The sequence below is a fragment of the Nocardia thraciensis genome, from assembly GCF_054782435.1.
In genome coordinates this window covers 1-16,696 of the sequence record NZ_BAAGSM010000033.1, presented here as the reverse complement: position 1 = coordinate 16,696, position 16,696 = coordinate 1, and the positions used below count along the sequence as shown (strand labels likewise).

10 protein-coding genes and 1 pseudogene are annotated in these 16,696 nt (G+C 67.3%); 8 read left to right on the top strand and 3 right to left on the bottom strand.

From position 1 onward, the window contains the following. Positions 1-38 precede the first annotated feature (38 nt). From ACYVLQ_RS21180 to ACYVLQ_RS21165, 4 genes and pseudogenes are all read left to right on the top strand, one after another. Positions 39-671 (top strand): annotated as a pseudogene (locus ACYVLQ_RS21180) (LLM class flavin-dependent oxidoreductase); the annotation flags it as partial. A 328-nt stretch (positions 672-999) separates the two neighbouring features. Then, positions 1,000-2,271, top strand: a complete 1,272-nt coding sequence (locus ACYVLQ_RS21175) for an FAD-binding oxidoreductase (protein ID WP_460699248.1) — start codon at positions 1,000-1,002, stop codon at positions 2,269-2,271. After that, positions 2,268-3,170, top strand: a complete 903-nt coding sequence (locus ACYVLQ_RS21170; protein WP_460699247.1) for an LLM class flavin-dependent oxidoreductase — start codon at positions 2,268-2,270, stop codon at positions 3,168-3,170. The genes ACYVLQ_RS21175 and ACYVLQ_RS21170 overlap by 4 nt, the downstream gene beginning before the upstream one ends. Before the next feature lie 59 nt (positions 3,171-3,229). After that, positions 3,230-5,941: an ATP-binding protein gene (locus ACYVLQ_RS21165; RefSeq protein ID WP_460699246.1), complete on the top strand. Its 2,712-nt coding sequence runs from the start codon at positions 3,230-3,232 to the stop codon at positions 5,939-5,941. A gap of 65 nt (positions 5,942-6,006) precedes the next feature. On the opposite strand, the gene ACYVLQ_RS21160 is transcribed toward ACYVLQ_RS21165, so the two are convergent. After that, complete coding sequence (locus ACYVLQ_RS21160; RefSeq protein WP_460699245.1) at positions 6,007-6,978, bottom strand: aldo/keto reductase; 972 nt, start codon at positions 6,976-6,978, stop codon at positions 6,007-6,009. Between the two features lie 385 nt (positions 6,979-7,363). On the opposite strand from ACYVLQ_RS21160, the gene ACYVLQ_RS21155 reads away from it, so the two are divergent. Both ACYVLQ_RS21155 and ACYVLQ_RS21150 read left to right on the top strand, forming a co-directional pair. Further along, a complete protein-coding gene (locus ACYVLQ_RS21155) occupies positions 7,364-7,807 on the top strand; it encodes a MarR family winged helix-turn-helix transcriptional regulator (protein ID WP_460699244.1) in 444 nt (147 codons plus the stop codon). 280 nt (positions 7,808-8,087) lie between these two features. Next, positions 8,088-8,792, top strand: coding sequence for an alpha/beta hydrolase (locus tag ACYVLQ_RS21150; RefSeq protein ID WP_460699243.1), 705 nt, complete (start codon positions 8,088-8,090; stop codon positions 8,790-8,792). A 79-nt stretch (positions 8,793-8,871) separates the two neighbouring features. Here ACYVLQ_RS21150 and ACYVLQ_RS21145 read toward each other — a convergent pair whose 3' ends face one another. Together ACYVLQ_RS21145 and ACYVLQ_RS21140 are read right to left on the bottom strand one after the other, a co-directional pair. After that, positions 8,872-10,179: an outer membrane protein assembly factor BamB family protein gene (locus ACYVLQ_RS21145; protein ID WP_460699586.1), complete on the bottom strand. Its 1,308-nt coding sequence runs from the start codon at positions 10,177-10,179 to the stop codon at positions 8,872-8,874. Positions 10,180-10,507: 328 nt separating this feature from the next. Continuing rightward, positions 10,508-13,063, bottom strand: a complete 2,556-nt coding sequence (locus ACYVLQ_RS21140; protein WP_460699242.1) for an outer membrane protein assembly factor BamB family protein — start codon at positions 13,061-13,063, stop codon at positions 10,508-10,510. Positions 13,064-13,873: 810 nt separating this feature from the next. On the opposite strand from ACYVLQ_RS21140, the gene ACYVLQ_RS21135 reads away from it, so the two are divergent. Then, positions 13,874-14,722, top strand: a complete 849-nt coding sequence (locus ACYVLQ_RS21135; RefSeq protein ID WP_460699241.1) for an MBL fold metallo-hydrolase — start codon at positions 13,874-13,876, stop codon at positions 14,720-14,722. Positions 14,723-15,312: 590 nt separating this feature from the next. Further along, complete coding sequence (locus ACYVLQ_RS21130) at positions 15,313-16,020, top strand: TetR/AcrR family transcriptional regulator (RefSeq protein ID WP_460699240.1); 708 nt, start codon at positions 15,313-15,315, stop codon at positions 16,018-16,020. The last annotated feature ends 676 nt before the right edge of the window (positions 16,021-16,696 follow it).

The following is a 16,696-nucleotide window of genomic DNA, read 5'->3' as shown; positions in this document are numbered from 1 at the left end:
CTGTGAACTACGGACACCGCCTGAAATTCGGGCTGCGGATGCCTACCGACGCGGGTCGCGGAGGCTGTCCGGTCGAATGGGCGGGCCTTGCCGAACAGCAGGGGCTGGATCTGCTCGTCGTTCCGGCCGGCACCACCGACGGCTCCGACCTCGAGCCGTGGACCGTGTCGTCGTGGATTGCAGCGACCACGAGCTCGCTCGGATTGTCGGTGGAAGCAATGCCGACCCGCCAACCGGCGATGCTCGCCCGGGCCGTCGCAAGCCTGGACCACCTCAGCGAAGGCAGAGTCGATCTGATTCTCCCGGCGGACCCGGCCTCGGCCGACTCCGCGACGATGAGCCCGGGGCGCGAGGCGGGGTGGCCGGCCGAGGACACCGACGCGGCACTCGGCGAGGCGATCCACGTCGTCCGCGAGCTGTGGAATGTCCTCGACCGCGGCCTCGGCCGATTCGCCGGCCGCTTCTACCGGCTCGCTGGGGCGCAGAAGTCGGCACCCGCCCACGACGTGCCGATCGTCGTGGATGGCCAGGACCGAAATGTGTTGCGGCTCGTGGGCGAGCAAGCTGACCAATGGTCGACGAGCGGGCAGGATATCGCCGCACTGGCAGCGGGCAACCGGGTAATCGACGAGTCGGCGCGGGAGGCCTGTCGCGATCCCCGCGAGATCCGCAGGAGGGTGACGATCCGAGGTGACTTCGGGGAGCGCACAGGCATATTCACCGGCACCGCCGCCGACTGGGTGACCGATCTGCTGCCACTCGTCGTCGAACACGGAGTGGGCACGGTTGTGCTCGACACCGCCGATCGAGGCGTCGCGGTCACGTTCGCGACCGAGGTCGTTCCCGCCCTGCGGGCGGCCACGGCGGCAGCCCTGCCGCCCGAGTGGTCGAGCGCACGGGTACGCCGATCCGCAGCGCTTGCCAGGCGTCGTCCCGGGATCGACTACGACGGCGTTCCATCGGAAATGGCCGAGGTTGTCGAGCCCGGAGACTTGGCCTATGCGCGGCTGCGGTCCGGATACCTTCGGGGCGGCGCGCCCGGGATCATCTTGCGAGACGAACGAGCAGGTGGCACAGGCGGTAGCGTTCGCCCGTCGGCACCCCGGCGTACCCCTGTCTCGCCGAAGTGCCGGACACGGAATCTCCGGACGTTCCACCAACGACGGCGGAATCGTCATCGATGTATCGCTGATGAACACGATCGAGGTGCTCGACGAGAAGACGCGGCGAGTGCGCATCGGGCCGGGGGCGCGCTGGGCCGAGGTGGCGGCCGCGCTGGAGCCGCACGGCTGGGCGTTGAGCTCGGGCGATTACGGCGGCGTCGGAGTGGGGGGCCTCGCCACGGCGGGGGGAATCGGGTACCTCGCGCGCGGGCACGGGCTGACCATCGACCGCCTGCGTGCCGTGGAGATCGTGCTCGCGGACGGCTCGGCCGTAAGGGCCAGCGATTCGGAGAACTCGGATTTGTTCTGGGCTGTTCGGGGCGCGGGGGCGAACTTCGGGATCGTTACCGCGTTCGAGTTCGAGGCCGACGAAGTCGGACCGGTCGCATTCGCCCAGCTCGCTCAGGACGCGAGCGACCTCGAACGCTATCTCGTCGAGTGGGGTCGCGTGGTCGAGAACTCACCGCGGGACCTCACCAGCTTCGTCATCGTGCCCCCTCCGCGGGCCGGCCGACCGGCATTGGCGCTGAGTCGCACCATGGTCGACGCCGCGGATCGCGAAACGGTACTCGCTCGGCTGGAGCCGCTGGCGGCGATCTCGCCACTGTATGCCCAGGACGTCGTTATCTCGTCCTATGCGGGCGTGATGGACAACGCGAGCGACGACGCACCGGTTTCGCACGGTGAACCGGTCTCCCGTAGCGGTCTGCTCCGGCACATCACCCCGCAGTTCGCCGCGGCGGCTGGCCGCGTGCTCCGCAGCGGTGCAATCGGATGGTTCCAGCTCCGCTCGGTCGGCGGGGCCGTCGCCGATATCCCCACGGATGCCACCGCCTACGCTCACCGCGACGCGAACTTCTCGCTCGTGGTGATGGGCGGTATCGACGAGGTGGTCGACGAGGCATGGGACCGCCTGCGCCCCTTCCTCGATGGTCTCTACATCAGCTTCGAGTCCAGCCTCCGGCCCGGACGTCTCGCCGAGGCATGGCCCCCACGAACTCTGTCCCGGTTGCGTGAGCTCAAGACCGTTTACGACCCCGAGGGTGTGTTCGGCGACAACTTCGCCCTCACTCCCGCGGCGAATACCTCAGGAGGAAGAGACCGATGACCGACTACGGCCACGCCCTTTGGTTCGGCAGCTTCATCACCCCCGTCGCTCGCCCGCCCCAGGCGCCGGTCGAGCTGGCCCTGACGTCCGAGCGGGCCGGGCTCGACCTCGTCAGCTTTCAGGACCACCCGTACCAGGCGGCGTTCCAGGACACCTGGACCTTGATGTCGTACGTTGCGGCGCGCACCGAACGAATCCGGATCAGCGGCAATGTGCTGAGTCTTCCGTTGCGCCCCCCGGCGGTGCTGGCCCGCGCCGCCGCGAGCCTGGACCGGCTCACCGGTGGACGGATCGAGCTGGGTATCGGTGCCGGCGCGTTCTGGGACGGCATCGTCGCGATGGGTGGCCGGCGGCTTGCGCCGGGAGACGCCGTACGGGCGTTGGAGGAAGCCATCGGGGTGATCCGCGGGCTGTGGGCCACCGACGAGACGGGCCCGCTCGAATTACGGGGAGAGTTCTATGCCGTGGCGGGCGCGAAGCGAGGACCCGCGCCCGCCCACCCGATACCGATACGTATCGGGGCCTATAAGCCGCGCATGCTGCGACTGACCGGCCGGATCGCCGACGGCTGGTTGCCCTCGCTCGGCTACCTGCCCGCCGGCCCCGCAGCACTGGAGGCGATGAACGAGCAGATCGACGAGGCAGCGTCCGCCGCCGGTCGCGAGCCCACCGCGGTCACCCGTACGCTCAACCTGAGCGGCCGGTTCACCGGCGGCGCCGGCGGCGGCATGTTCGACGGAACTCCCGGTGACTGGGCTGAACACATCGCCGACCTCGCCCTCCAGTACGGAATTTCCGGATTCATCCTGGCCTCCGACGACCCTGCTGACCTGGACCTCTTCGGCCATGAGGTCGCGCCGCGAGCCCGCGAGCTCGTCCGGTCCGAACGCGCGGCGTGACAGGGCATACCCTCGGCGGGCGCACTGGCGGAGTTCCCCCACCGGCAGGCTCGGCGCAATTGTTCGGGCGGCGAGACGAAGTCGCGGTTCTCGACGAACTTCTCTCGCGGGCCCGCGCCGGGACCGGTGGCGCGCTCGCGCTGTGGGGCGAGCCTGGTATCGGAAAGTCCGCCCTGCTGCGATACATTCACGATCAGGCTGCGGATCTTCTCCGGCTGAGCTATCGAGCCACCCGGCCCGAGTCGGATCTGGCCTTTGCAGGGCTGCACGGACTGCTGCGGCCGCTGGCCGGTCACGTCGAGTCGTCGGTGGCGGGTCGAGCCGCGGCATTGCGGGATGCGCTCGCGTCGAGCAGTGGGCCGGTGAACCGGCTGCTGGTCGGCTCGGCTGTGCTCGCATTACTCGGCGGGCTTGCCGAACAGCAGCCTGTGCTCGTCGTGGTGGACGACGGGCAGTGGCTCGATCAGGACACCGCGCTGTGCCTGGGAATTGTCGCTCGGCGAGCATGGGCCGATCCCGTGATTGTCGTGCTCGCCGATCACAGTGACCCGGCTACCCGGCCGTGGGAAGGCATACCCGATCTGCGGGTAGCGGGCCTCGACGACGAGAGCGCACGGCAGCTTCTGACGACCGTGGCGCCCTACACCGACAGGCCGACGGTTCAGCATATGGTCGAACAGGCGGGCGGCAATCCCCTGGCGTTGGAGGAACTGGCCGTGTTCGGGGGTGCCCGCGACAACCCGGAGTGCCGGCAGGATCGCGAATGCCGACTTGTCGGACCCCGCCTGCAGCGGGCCTTCCGCGCGGGGATCGAGGCTCTCAGCCCCGCGGCTCAGCTGCTGACCGTGCTCGCGGCGGCCGAGGACCACGGCGACCGGCTCACGGTGCAGCGAGCCGGTTGTGCTTCGGGGGCTGATGAGGCCGCCTGGGAGGAGGCGACCAACGCGAGTCTGCTCCACGTCGCCGGCAACCGAGTCGGGTTCCGGCATCCCATCGTCGGCGCAGCTGTCTACGAAGGGTGTGGTCCCGCGGCACGACGATGGGCACACCGTACATTGGCCGCGTCGCTGCCGGACGATGCGGAGAATCGCGCCTGGCACCTCGCCGCCGCGGCGCATGACCGCGACGAGGACGTCGCGATATTGCTCGAACGGTCCGCGGAGCGCTCCCGGCTCCGCGGGGACACGACTGCGGCGGTACGGGCGTTGCGCTGCGCCGCCGAACTCTCGCCCGCACCGCTCGACGCGTCCCAACGACTCGCTGCGGCGGCGCGGGTTTCGTGGGATGCCGGGCGGGTGGCCACCGCCGAGCGCCTGCTCGATGACGCGCAACGGCTGGCGCCCGGCGCTCATATCGCCCGGCGTAGCCAGGGCTTGCGAGGCGTCATCGAACTCGCCCGAGGTATGCCCGAGCTGGCGCACCATTACTTGATCACCGATATGGCTCGGGTAGCGGATCCGGACACGGCGCTGGAACTGGGCACGATGGCCATGCGCGCCGGTTGGTCGGCCGGGCGTGGCGATCTGCAGGCCCGGGCGGCCGAGCTGTCGCTCGGGCTCGACACGGCGAATCGGGCCGCGTTACCCGCTGTGCTGACCTGGTGGAGTGACGACGTACCCGTCGCCTCGGCATCGGCCGCTGTGCCCGATGCCGAGGATATGGTCGCGCGGGCCCGGGCCACGATGTTGCGGTTGCTTCCGCCGACACCACTCGGGCTGGCCTGGGGTATCGGCAGGCCGATGGGCGATGCGCTGCGCCGCCGAATCCCTTATCTGCGGCGCACTTCCGAGCATGCCCGGCTCGCCGGCGCGCTGGCGCGGACCGCGATGCTCGACAACTTCGCCGGTCGTTGGGCAGAAGCAGAATCATCGGCCATCGAAGGGCTGCGGCTGGCGGAGGATATGGGCGCCGATCACATCGCCTCCCAATGCCGCAACTGCCTGGGTTGGCTCGCTGCCGCCCGTGGTGACGAGCGTGTGGTCGCCGAGGTCACCGCCCGCACTCTGAATACTTCACTCCCACAGGGTGTTCGAGCGTTGAGCGCGGCCGCCTACTGGAACCACGGTATGGCGCTCCTGTTCCACGAGCATCCCGAAGATGCGCTGGAAATCCTGATCCGACTGGCCGAGCCGGGGCATGACGCGGCGCACTCGACCTATGCGCTGCTGGCCGCTCTCGACACCGCCGAGGCAGCAGTGCACATCGGAAGACACGAGATCGCGGATGAACGGGTGCGGGCACTCGAAGCCTGGGCTCGGCGCACCGGAGCGCCGTGGGCTCGGTCCGCCGCGCATACCGGTCGAGCGCTCCTCGGCGGTCCCGGTGCCGAGGGTGCCTTCCGGGCCGCGCTGGACGTGCCGGATGCCCGGTCGAACCCGCTTCTGCACGCTCGCGCGCAACTGTTCTACGGCGAGTGGTTGCGGCGCGCCCGTCGGCGGACCGACGCGCGCATCCAGCTCGCGGGCGCCGCCGAGTTGTTCGATCGGCTCGGGGCCGAGCCGCTGCGCCGCCGTGCCCAGCGCGAGCACGACCTCACCGGCCCCCCGGGAAGCCGGGGCAGCCCGGACGTCAGGGAGGTGAACCGACTCACCGCCCAAGAGCAGCGGGTCGCCCGATTGGCCGCCGAGCAGCTGACGAATCGCGAAATCGCCGCCCAGTTGCGGATCAGCCACCGAACGGTGGGTCACCATCTCGGCAACGTGTTCGCCAAGCTCGGTATCACCGCGCGGACAGAGCTGAGCTGCGCCCACGTCGGCTCCGAGACCGTCTGAGCGCGGGTCGCACGAGCGAGCCGCGCAGGCCGCCGACAGCGGCGACGGGACGCAGCCGCACACTTTCAACGGTCGATGGCTGCCATGTCGGGCTCCGCATGTCGTTCACCGGACGCAGGTGGCAGGTTGTTCAGCCGGGCGATCTGATCGGCGGTGAGCCGGATACCGTCGGCGGCGCTGTTTTCCTCGAGCCGGTCGACACGCGTGGTCCCCGGGATAGGTGCGATGCCGTCGCCCTGTGCGAGTAACCAGGCCAGCGCGACCTGTGCGGGCGTGGCATCGATGTCGTCGGCGACTTCGCGTACCTCATCGGCGATGCGCAGGTTGCGCGTGAGGTTTTCACCGGTGAACCGGGGGTTGGTGCGACGCCAGTCGGCGGCGTCGAGGCCATCGAGGGAGCGGATATGACCGGTGAGGAAGCCGTGCCCCAGGGGCGAGTAGGGGACCAAACCGATCCCGAGCTCCCGCAATGTGGGTAGCACTTCGGTTTCGGGGTCCCGGGTCCACAGCGAGTACTCGGATTGGACGGCTGCCACTGGATGAACCGCATGGGCCCGGCGGATCGTCGCCGCGGCTGCCTCGGAGAGCCCGATACGGCGCACCTTGCCCGCGGCCACCAACTCGCTCAACGCTCTCACTGTCTCCTCGATGGGAGTGTCGGGGTCGACCCGGTGCTGGTAGTACAGGTCGATGTAGTCGGTTCCGAGCCTGCGCAGCGACCCATCGACAGCTGCGTTGAGGCTGGCCGGTGTGCTGTCCGGGCCCGGGCGGCCGGTGTGTGAGATCAGGCCGAACTTGGTCGCGAGAACGACATTGTCCCGGCGGCCCTTGACGGCGCGACCCACCAATTCCTCGTTGAGGTAGGGCCCATAGACCTCGGCGGTGTCCAGATGTGTGACGCCGAGATCCACGGCGCGCCGAATGGTACGAATCGACTCGGCCTCGTCCCGGCCGGCGCCGGTGTAGAACGCCGACATCCCCATGGTTCCGAGGCCGATGCGCGAGACCTCCATCCCGCCCAGCGATGTGAACTGCATCGGGTTGTCCCTTCCTGGATCCACTCGCAGGTTCCGCACTCCGGTACGAAACCGATTTCGGTGCCGCCGACAGACGGGTAACGGCTCCGGCGACACACAGCGCCGCCGACGGGTTACGTGATCAGCTGGCAGCGCGAAGAACTTGATGAATCAAGAACTACACCCTAAAACTTGACCTGTCAAGAAGTCCGGCTAAGCTGACCCCATGGCGAGTACGGCAGCTGGCACGAATGGGCAACGAGGCCGGCGACCGCGGAACACTCCGGCGGCCGCGGGAACGGCGGCTGAAGAGGTTTCCAGCGCAGGGGAACCCGCTGAACCGCATGCCGGTACGCGATGGCTGAACGACGATGAGCGGGCGGCGTGGCTGGCCAACTCCGCGCTCATGATCAGCTTGCCGGCTGCCCTCGACGCGAGGATGCAACGCGAGGCCGAGCTGACCTTCTTCGAGTACATGGTGCTGTCGGTCCTGTCCGAACAGCCTGATCACACGCTGCAGATGAGCGATCTGGCCGCGCGGACCGCGGCGTCGTTGTCGCGGTTGTCGCATGTCGCTGCGCGGCTGGAGAAGCGCGAAATGCTCACCAGGGCCCGCGTTCCCGGCTCCGGCAGACGCACCGTTGCAATGCTCACCGAGGCCGGCTACCAAGCGGTTGTGGCGGCCGCTCCGGGGCACGTCGCCGCGGTTCGCCAATACCTGATCGACGAGCTCGAGCCGCACGATCTGGCGGCACTGTGCCGCATCGGCACCGCGGTCGCCACCGCCCTCGAGCGCGAGCAACTCGACGCGGCCTCTACGGCAGCTCCGCGTGAAACATCGACGGCATAGTCACACAGCAGTCGAGGTCGGTACGGCAGTTCTCGACTATCTCGCAGACGGCATCGTGTCCGACCATCGGTTCCGTAAGTGACCGAGTCGGGCGTTGGCATGGGATGTGGAGCGTGGTCGGTCGCGACAGTCGGCCGCCGAGGCTCGTCCGCGCCGGCGCGCCCTGTGCTACAAGGCAAGCTGCTCGAACGCCCCGCCGACATCACCCCACCGAAACCCTCCGACAGCCCAGGCCTACCTTCGGGAACGGAGGTCGCCTGGAACACCGATCCCGCATCAATTGACATCCCCGTCTTTCGGCGGTCGGATATCGACTGTGGATGACCATATAGTCGGCGACGTCTCAGGAGATTTCGTTACCGAGATGTTCGATTTCGATGGCGGACGGCAGGTCACGGTGTATGTCCCTCCCGAACCGCCAGAGGCGATCGTGTTCGCCGGTGACGGTCAGATGATCTCGCGCTGGGGAGAACTTCTCGAAGCAGTCGACGTGCCGTCGACAATGGTCGTCGGTATTCACCGGCTGGCCGATGAGACGCTCCGGCTCCACGAGTACTCTCCGGGCTTCAACCCGGACCGGTTCGCAGCACATGAGAGGTTCTTCGTCGAGGACGTCCGTCGGTGGACAAGGTGGCGGTTCGCGGTAGCGCTGCCCCACGAGCGCACCGCAGTGTTCGGAGTCTCGGCGGGTGGAGAGTTGGCGCTCGCCCTCGGGCTTCGCCATCCCGATGTCTACGGTGTGGTCTTCTGCGCCTCGCCAGGTGCTGGCTACCAGCCTCCCGCGGTGCTGCCGAATCCGCTTCCACGTGGGTACTTCGTCGGTGGTACGTCGGAACCGTTCTTCCTCGCAAACGCGACGCGATGGGCGACCGCGCTGCACGACGCCGGCACAGACGTCGTCATGACCGAGCGAGCCGGAGCGCACGGCGATTCGTTCTGGCGAGAAGAGTTCCCGCATATGGTGACGTGGGCATTCGGACAATGACGTCACCACGCCGTGTTACAGGTCACGGTGACTGGCGGGCCGCATGAACCGGGGTCACGGCCGAATGCTCGCTGGCTGCTCAGGTTCGGATGGCGTGGATGTGGTGGTCGTCGCCGATCAGGTATGCGGTGCGGTGCGCGATCGCCGCTCTGGACAGTTCGACTGGGTGGTTGTACCGCCACTTTTCCTCGCCGGTGGCGGCATCAAGCGCGCGTAGCTGCCTGGTCAGGGTGACGAACACCGTATCTGCGGCCACAGCAAGCGCTTTGGACTCAGGGATTGGATGGCTCCAGCGGACCGCTCCGGTTCCGGTGATACGCGCCTCGACGCTCCGACCCATCAGAAAGGCGGTATCCCCGACCACAACGACATCGTCGAACGGCTCTTTGACGCCCACCCACCGAGGCGCGCCACCGAGCGCGTCGTAGACCTGATGAGCACCACTCGACCAGGCGAAAACCAGCCCTCCCCCGAGTATCGGCCTATTGGCGCCGCTGAAGTACAAGCCTGGCGGACCGGTTTGCCAGAGCAACGTACCCGTGGAAACGGAGACCATGTACAGAAAGTGATCACCTGTCATAGCGAGCAGTCCGTCGGCAGTGGTGGGCGCCAACATGTCGGTCCCACGGTCGGGGATCGCGACCCACCGCAGCGCCCCCGAGGCAGCGTCCCAGGCATTGACTCCTCGATAACTTCTCGGGCCCCGGCTGAAAACCAGCGTCCCGTCGGTGGCGAGGCGGCCGTAGTAACCGTCCTTCTCCCACAGGATCGCCCCGGTTGCAGCGTCGAGTGCGCACAGACCTCGCAGCGAATGCGAGACGAACACCCTGCCGGCAGCCGCGATCGGGGCGTAGATCGGTGCGTCCTGCCCGATCGGCGTTCGCCAGCGCACCGCACCGGTGGCCGTATCGAGGGCGTATACCGAGCCGTCGACGCTTCCCGCGAACACCGAATCTCCCAGAACAGCGGGCGGCTCACGTTTATCGCGATCGCTCATGTCGCTCATCGCGGCGCCGATATCGGTCTTCCACAACACGGTTCCGGGCGGCGAAGCCGACTCGCGGCTGCGTTCACGGACGGCGAGACCGGCAATGAGCCCACCAGCACCGAGCACACCCAGGCCGACGCCCGCACCCGTCAGTAGCGTGCGACGACTCAACCCGCTTCTTGCCGGTGTGGCCGTATCGGATGATGGCAGTGGCGCCGGTGGTCCGAGCGGAGCGTCGGGGATCCGAGCGGACAACGCCCGTGCGAGCTCGGCGGCAGTCGGCCGGAGGTTGCGGTCCGCGGACAGACAGGCGCCCAGCAAGAACCGGAGTTCGGGAGAGACTGCGTCCAGGCCGCCGGTTTCGGAATGACCGTGGCCGGTCGCGGCCAACACCAGCACCGCTGCCAACGCGGCGATATCGTCGCCCGCTTCCGCAGCGCCGATTTCGCTGGCGGAGCGAGCGGTGCCCAGCCGGGGGCCCTGCGGGTTCAGGTACACCGTTTCCGGGCGGATGCCACCGTGAACCAAACCCAGCTCGTGAATGCTCACCAGGTCCTCTGCGAGGTGGGTCCCGATCGACCGGACTGTCGCTTCGGGAAGCGGGCCGCGTTCAGCTATGAGCTGTGCTGCCGACGGCGAACCACGGTCTGGCTCAACCGGTCTCACAGTATCGGCGCCCTCGTCAGATCCAGCCGACATCTACGCTCTCCTCAACTCGTACGTGGCATCATGTTCGGATGGCGTGGATGTGACGGTCGTCCCCGATCAGATACGCGATTCCGTTGCTGATGGCCGCTGCCGAGAGTTTGAATGGATTGACGTAGCGCCACCTTTCCGCACCGGTCGCGGCGTCGAGGGCGCGCAGTTGCCGGTCGCCGGTGACGAATACCGAGTTCCCTACCACCGCAATATTTTCCAGCCGGGTACCGTCATCCTGAACCTGCCAGCGAAGGCCGCCGGTAGCCGCGGCATGCGCACTGACACGGTCGAGGCGCAGCAGATAGAGGCCGTCACCGGCGGCGGTGGCGGCTTCGAAGTCGGCGTCGAAACTCTCCCACGACGGGGCGCCGCTGGCGGCGTCGTAGACGTAGGCCTTGGTGGCCTGGGATGTGAAGACCCGCCCGACCCCGACCACGGGGGTCGGGTCGGCGGCGCCCACGTCCGGGACTTGCCATCGAAGACTGCCGGTCGCGGAGTTCAATACGCACAGCACCCTGTCATCTGTGGGCACGGCGAGCAGCCCGTCGGCGACGGCCATCGTGCGCGCGGAGTATCGGCGTCCGTCCAGCGCTGCCCACCGCTCCGTCCCGGTCGCGGCATCCAGCGCGGCCAAGCCATTCTTGTCGAGATCGTCTCTGCCGGTGAAGACAAGCGTGCCGTCGGTATAGACCGGGGAACCGTAGTCGGGAGCCTCCCAGGCGACCACACCGGAGGCGGCATAGAGTGCGATAACACCGCGAGAACCGGTGTGTACGAACACTCTACCGCCCGCGGCGACCGGTGAATGGCTGAACCGTCCGCCTATCCCAGCCTTCCACTGCACCGCACCGGTCGCCGCGTCGAGCGCAAACACCGTGCCGTCGACGCTCACCGCGAACACCGAATTCCCCAGCACCGCAGGGCGTTCAGGGATATCGGATCCGAATTCCGTCATCATCGCGCCGATATCGGTCTTCCACAGCACGGAGCCCGGCGGGGGTGGCGGAGTCGACGGCCGCGTGCGTTCCCGGACTGCCAGAGCGGTGAGGAGACCACCGGCGCCGAGTACACCCGCCCCGACCCCACCGGCGGCCAACACGGTGCGCCGACGAACCCGTTGCGCGGTCGACGCGCCGGGCATCGGCTGCAGCCCGGGCTCCGGCGTTGGCGCTGCGGCAGCTGGCGGAGCCACAGTGGTCAGGGCTTGCGCCAGTTCGGCAGCGGTCGGCCGAAGGTGGGGATCGTCGGACATACACGCGGCGAGCAGGAACCGCACCTCGGGTGAGATCGCCTCCAGCCCACCGGATTCGAACGGCCCGTGTCCGGTCGAGGCGACCACCAGCACCGTAGCCAGCGCCGCCACGTCATCGGCAGGGCGCAACCCGGATGTCTCCTCGCGGGGACGTGCCTTGCCGAGCCGCGGGCCCTCCGGGGACAGATACACCGTGTCGGGACGCAGATCGCCGTGCACAAGACCCAAGGCGTGAATTCCGGCCAGCCTCGCGGCGACCCGCGCTCCCACATCCCTGACCGCTGCCTCGGGCAGTGGGCCGAACGCGGTCACGGCACGAGCCACTGATGGTGGCGATTCCGCACCGGCCGACGGCGCCCCCTCGCCTGCTCGCTCTCGACCGACCCCGTGCGAAGGACCTGTTCGGCCGACCGCATCCGCTGTCGGCGCCGCGAGGATCTGCGCCGTCGGCTCGGCCGCGGGTGTACCGGACTCGTTGACCGGCGCCGAGTCGGGTTGGGGGACTCGATGATCGGGTGAAGATTGTGGGGTGACCTCAGCGGTCGGCGTCGTCGCTGCCGGTGCGGTGGTTGGGTTGTGTGTCGCCGGTGCCGGGCTGCTACCGGGGTGAGCGGATTGGTGGTTGGTGCGGTTTTCTTGCCAGCGTCGGACTCGGGTGATGATGGTGGCCAGGCACAGTGCGGCGAGCGTGGCTGCGATCGCTTGGAACAGTTTCACTGCGATCAGGCCGAATCCGCCCAGTGGGGCGGATCCGTAGATGAGGTAGTCACCGGTCTGTTCGACTCGTATTGTCGGCACGCTCAGTATCAGGGCCAGGAATGCGAGTGCCGAGCCCGTTACCAAGGACAGCCACCATACGGTGACCAGCGGCCCGGCGGGGCGGCCTCGGAGGGTGGACTCGTCGGCCGGTGTTCGCGGGTCGCTCGCGCGCAGCACGTCGGCCACGATCATGTGCGGGAACCAGAGGTTGACCACCGGGCAGATCCAGCCGCCGATCACCCAGCCGATGGGGAGTCGATGCCGTGCGCGGCATAGTGTTTCGGCATTGCTGCGGGCGCGCCACAGCCAGGTGATGAACACGATTCCCGCTGCCAGTTGTATCAGTTGTCCGCCGTTGGTGATCCAGCTGTTGGATCGCCACTCCTGGCGTGTCGTTTGCCGTTCTTCCCAACTCCGCTCGAAGTCGGCGAGAGTGACCCAGTCGGAGACCGTGCTGACGAACATCATGGCGACGGCGCCCGCGACCAGGGTGATAGCCCAGACGCCGAGTGCTCCGATCGGCTGGACCTGCCGCCCGCTTCGCGCTACCTCGGCGCCCCACCGCATCGACATTGTCCGATCCCCTTCGGTTCAGCACGGCGACAGCAGCCCGCCGCCCCAGCGACAAACCATCGCATTGCACGAGAACACAAACGCGAAATATGCGCTGCCACAAGGCTTTCGTGAAGGCGGTCTGTCACGTGCCCCACACCTTACTATATGGCGTTCAGTTAGTAGATGCCATTCAGCAAGCGGGAGGTTCACCGCGCGGGCTATCGCTGGCGCCGGATTGCGACGACGATGGCACGACCGGCCGGGAAGGCCGACGTTCGGAACAGTTTCCGGCGCACATCCATCGGTCGATGCCGACCACGATCCGACTGGCAGTCTGCTGGAGCGGACGGCACGATGGCCTATTGTCGGTCTGGGACAAGGAGATCAGCGCGCGGGGTTGTCGAACAACCGGATACCGTCGCCGAGCAGGATCGGCGCGATGTGCAGGTCGACCTCGTCGACATGACGGCGGTTCGGTCCCGGTCATTGGAGTACCTCCACTCGTCACGCCGGCACACAGTGCCCGCTACACCGGTAGACGGGCCCGCCGATCGAAGGTCACCGAAAGTCATTGCACGGCACACGATCTGGCAACCAGCCCCTCTTACCGTCCAGCTGACCTACTCCGGTGAATATCGAACTACTGCATGGCATTAACTAACCTAACGCCATGTAGTAGCGTGTGACGCACACCATAGCCGGACCGGGGAGAGCTGTCGAGATGGCCGTAGAAACACAGCGGCGGCGTGCACGGATCCGGGAGACACGACCTCCGGTCGGCACGAGCGTCCGGGCAACGGCCGCGGTGGCCCAGGCGGAAGGAACCACATGCTGACGCAGGTTGCGGAGGGCGTACTGGTCCACCAGAGCGAGTTACTCCAGAACAACACCGTTGTCGTGCAAGGTCGGGCTGGTGTGTTGCTCGTCGACCCCGGGATTACGGGCGGCGAAATGGCCTGCCTCGCAAGCGATCTTCGCGGCTTGGGCCAGCCTGTTGTAGCGGGCTTCGCGACGCACCCCGACTGGGACCACGTGCTCTGGCACGCCGAACTTGGCCGCGCGCCCCGATACGGCACCGCCCGCTGCGCGGTGTTCATGCGAGATGTGCTGTCGAACCCGAACTGGAAGGCCCGCGTCACCGAAGGGCTACCGCTGGAGATCGCCGAGGACATACCGCTGGACCTGTACGGCCTCATTACCGGTCTGCCCGCCACAACGGTGCAGATTCCGTGGGACGGTCCTCGAGTGCGGATCATCGAGCATCCAGCCCATGCCCCGGGCCATGCGGGGCTGTTGATCGAGGAACGCAGGGTTCTCGTCGCCGGCGACATGCTGTCGGATGTCCTGATCCCGATGCTCGACGACTCGAGCAATACCAACGACCCGATTGAGGACTACCTGGTCGGGCTGCGGCTGCTCGAGGACATGGCAGGCGACGTCGATGTTCTTATCCCTGGTCACGGTTCTGTCTGCGGACCTGATCTGGTACGCGCGCGGATCGACCAGGACCGCGCGTACATTCATGCCCTGCGGGACGGCCGAATTCCCGACGATCCACGGCTCGGTCCCTCAGCCAAATCCGGCTGGGAGTGGGTGAACGATATCCATGCAGGGCAGATCCAAAGCCTGGCCCGAGACAGGCGAGCACAACGGGACGCCCACCTTGACGTACCATAGCCTCTCCGCAGACTCCGCGATCACGCTCGGGATCGCGCGGCTCGCCGACAGCCATCGGCACTGGGGAAATCGGCGCCGACGCGCCCTCGCCCTGGGCGATGGACTCCCCTCATCGCCGAAGTGGATCCGTGACCATTGGCCTGAACGCGCAGACATGCCGAAATTCGCCGAATTCGAGGACAGCGCTCATCGGCAGATCCCCGAGTCCTGCTGGAGTGCGGCACCAACACGAAGGGCCGGGTGCACTGAGCATGGCTCCGGTTCGGCCAATGGACCTCAGTTTGCGAGGCGGTCCGCGCGATGGTCGATGGCTGCTCCCACGCTGTGGCCATAGCGCCAGGTCGAAATTTGTCCTGGCGAGGCTATCGGCGCCGTTGGGCCACCTGCGTCGAACAATTCGGGACCCCTTCCGGAATGGTCCGATTCGCTGCGGCAGCGCGCGTTCCATTGTCGCTGAGACCTGTAACGATGTGAATCCCAGTACGGGGCGCTCGGAGCGCTCGATTGGGCCGCCACACATGCCATTTAGCAACTAAATGCCGTTCTGTCGTCGCGTGGTTTGTTCGACTCGGTGGGCTAGAGTGTCAACCGTGAGCGAGACGACGACTCGGCGAGTTCGTTTGCGAGCACAGACCACGAACGAGATCGAGGCGATCGCGATACGACTGCTCAGGGATGGCGGGCCGGGCGCGGTGACGTTGCACGCCATCGCACGGGAGATGGGCATGACCCCGGCCGGGCTGTACTCCTACTACAACAGCCGCGACGACCTGCTCACCGCGCTGAGCGCGCAGGTGTTCGAAGACCTGCGCAAACAACTCGAGACCGCGCGCGATGGTGTGCCGGAGTCCGATGCCGCCGGACGAATCATGGCGTGGGCACAGGCGTTTCGTGACTGGGCCATCACCAACCCGGAGGGGTTCCGGCTGATCTACGCCGACGCCGTCCCGGGCTACCGACGACCGCACGATGGACCCGCAGCCGAGGCCGCCTGCCGAGTCGGCGCCGGATTCGTCGGCCTAGCGGCGGCAGTGTGGCCGCGCGCCGCCGCAACACAGACGATCGAGACCTCGTGGTCCGACTACGAGGATGTCCTCGTCGACCGCACCCGCGCGCAGTTTCCCGACCTGCCGCCCGCGGTATTGGCTCTCGCACTGCGCATGTGGGGGCGAATGCACGGACTGGTCGCCCTGGAGGTGCACGGGCACCTCACCCCGCTCACACACCGCCCGGACGCGTTGTACCACGCCGAAATGCTGGACCTGATCCAATCCCTCTACATCGACCCCAACCCTTAGCTTCCGGATCCGCGGGGTCGTCCGTGAGCTGGATGACCGGCACGGCCAACTCGTCCACCCGCGGTGCCGACTGTCAGCAACCCCGAGGATTCGAACCTGCGACACGTAACCTGGGGGTTCTTGTCAGCTCAATTCCTTCATGATTTCAAGTACTGCGTTCGAACTGCTCGAATGCAGTTCCCTCCCGTGCCTTCGGCGGGGCGCGATATAGATGGGAACAGGACCGACCAGCATCTTCTTGTCGGCAGGTTAGTGATCGAAGCCGACTTCGCGCTGTGATGGCCGCATAGTTCGCTCGATCTTGCAGGGAAGCTCGTAGGTTGCCGGTCGTCACGTGCGACCCAGTGTGTCAGCCCTCTGGCTGGCTCGGCCGCGCCCTGATAAGTGGTTGTGCCGCTGGGTGGGACTGGGTTCGCTAGGTTGCCTGGGCCCGTGATCGCGGGCGGATGGGGACCGGGCTGTGCTCCGTCCATCGGCAATGACGGAGGAAGGCCCATCGAGCCCACCCAACGCACTATCAGCCAATCGCCGAGCGCCTCAAGTCTTGGCGATCGCTCTGGTCACGACGACGACCCCCCGTGGAGGAGCACACAGAACGTGGGCCAGCTCTACTGTCGGCTGCCAGCCTGAAGGGACCACCGGTTTGCCATGAGCATGGGACCGGGTTGCGTCCGGT

What these genes read in the sequence shown, in the direction of transcription:
- ACYVLQ_RS21175 (WP_460699248.1), top strand. Translation starts at nt 1,000, where the DNA reads ATGCGCGGCTGCGGTCCGGATACCTTCGGGGCGGCGCGCCCGGGATCA.
- ACYVLQ_RS21170 (WP_460699247.1), top strand. Translation starts at nt 2,268, where the DNA reads ATGACCGACTACGGCCACGCCCTTTGGTTCGGCAGCTTCATCACCCCC.
- ACYVLQ_RS21160 (WP_460699245.1), bottom strand. Translation starts at nt 6,978, where the DNA reads ATGCAGTTCACATCGCTGGGCGGGATGGAGGTCTCGCGCATCGGCCTC.
- ACYVLQ_RS21155 (WP_460699244.1), top strand. Translation starts at nt 7,364, where the DNA reads ATGATCAGCTTGCCGGCTGCCCTCGACGCGAGGATGCAACGCGAGGCC.
- ACYVLQ_RS21140 (WP_460699242.1), bottom strand. Translation starts at nt 13,063, where the DNA reads ATGTCGATGCGGTGGGGCGCCGAGGTAGCGCGAAGCGGGCGGCAGGTC.
- ACYVLQ_RS21135 (WP_460699241.1), top strand. Translation starts at nt 13,874, where the DNA reads ATGCTGACGCAGGTTGCGGAGGGCGTACTGGTCCACCAGAGCGAGTTA.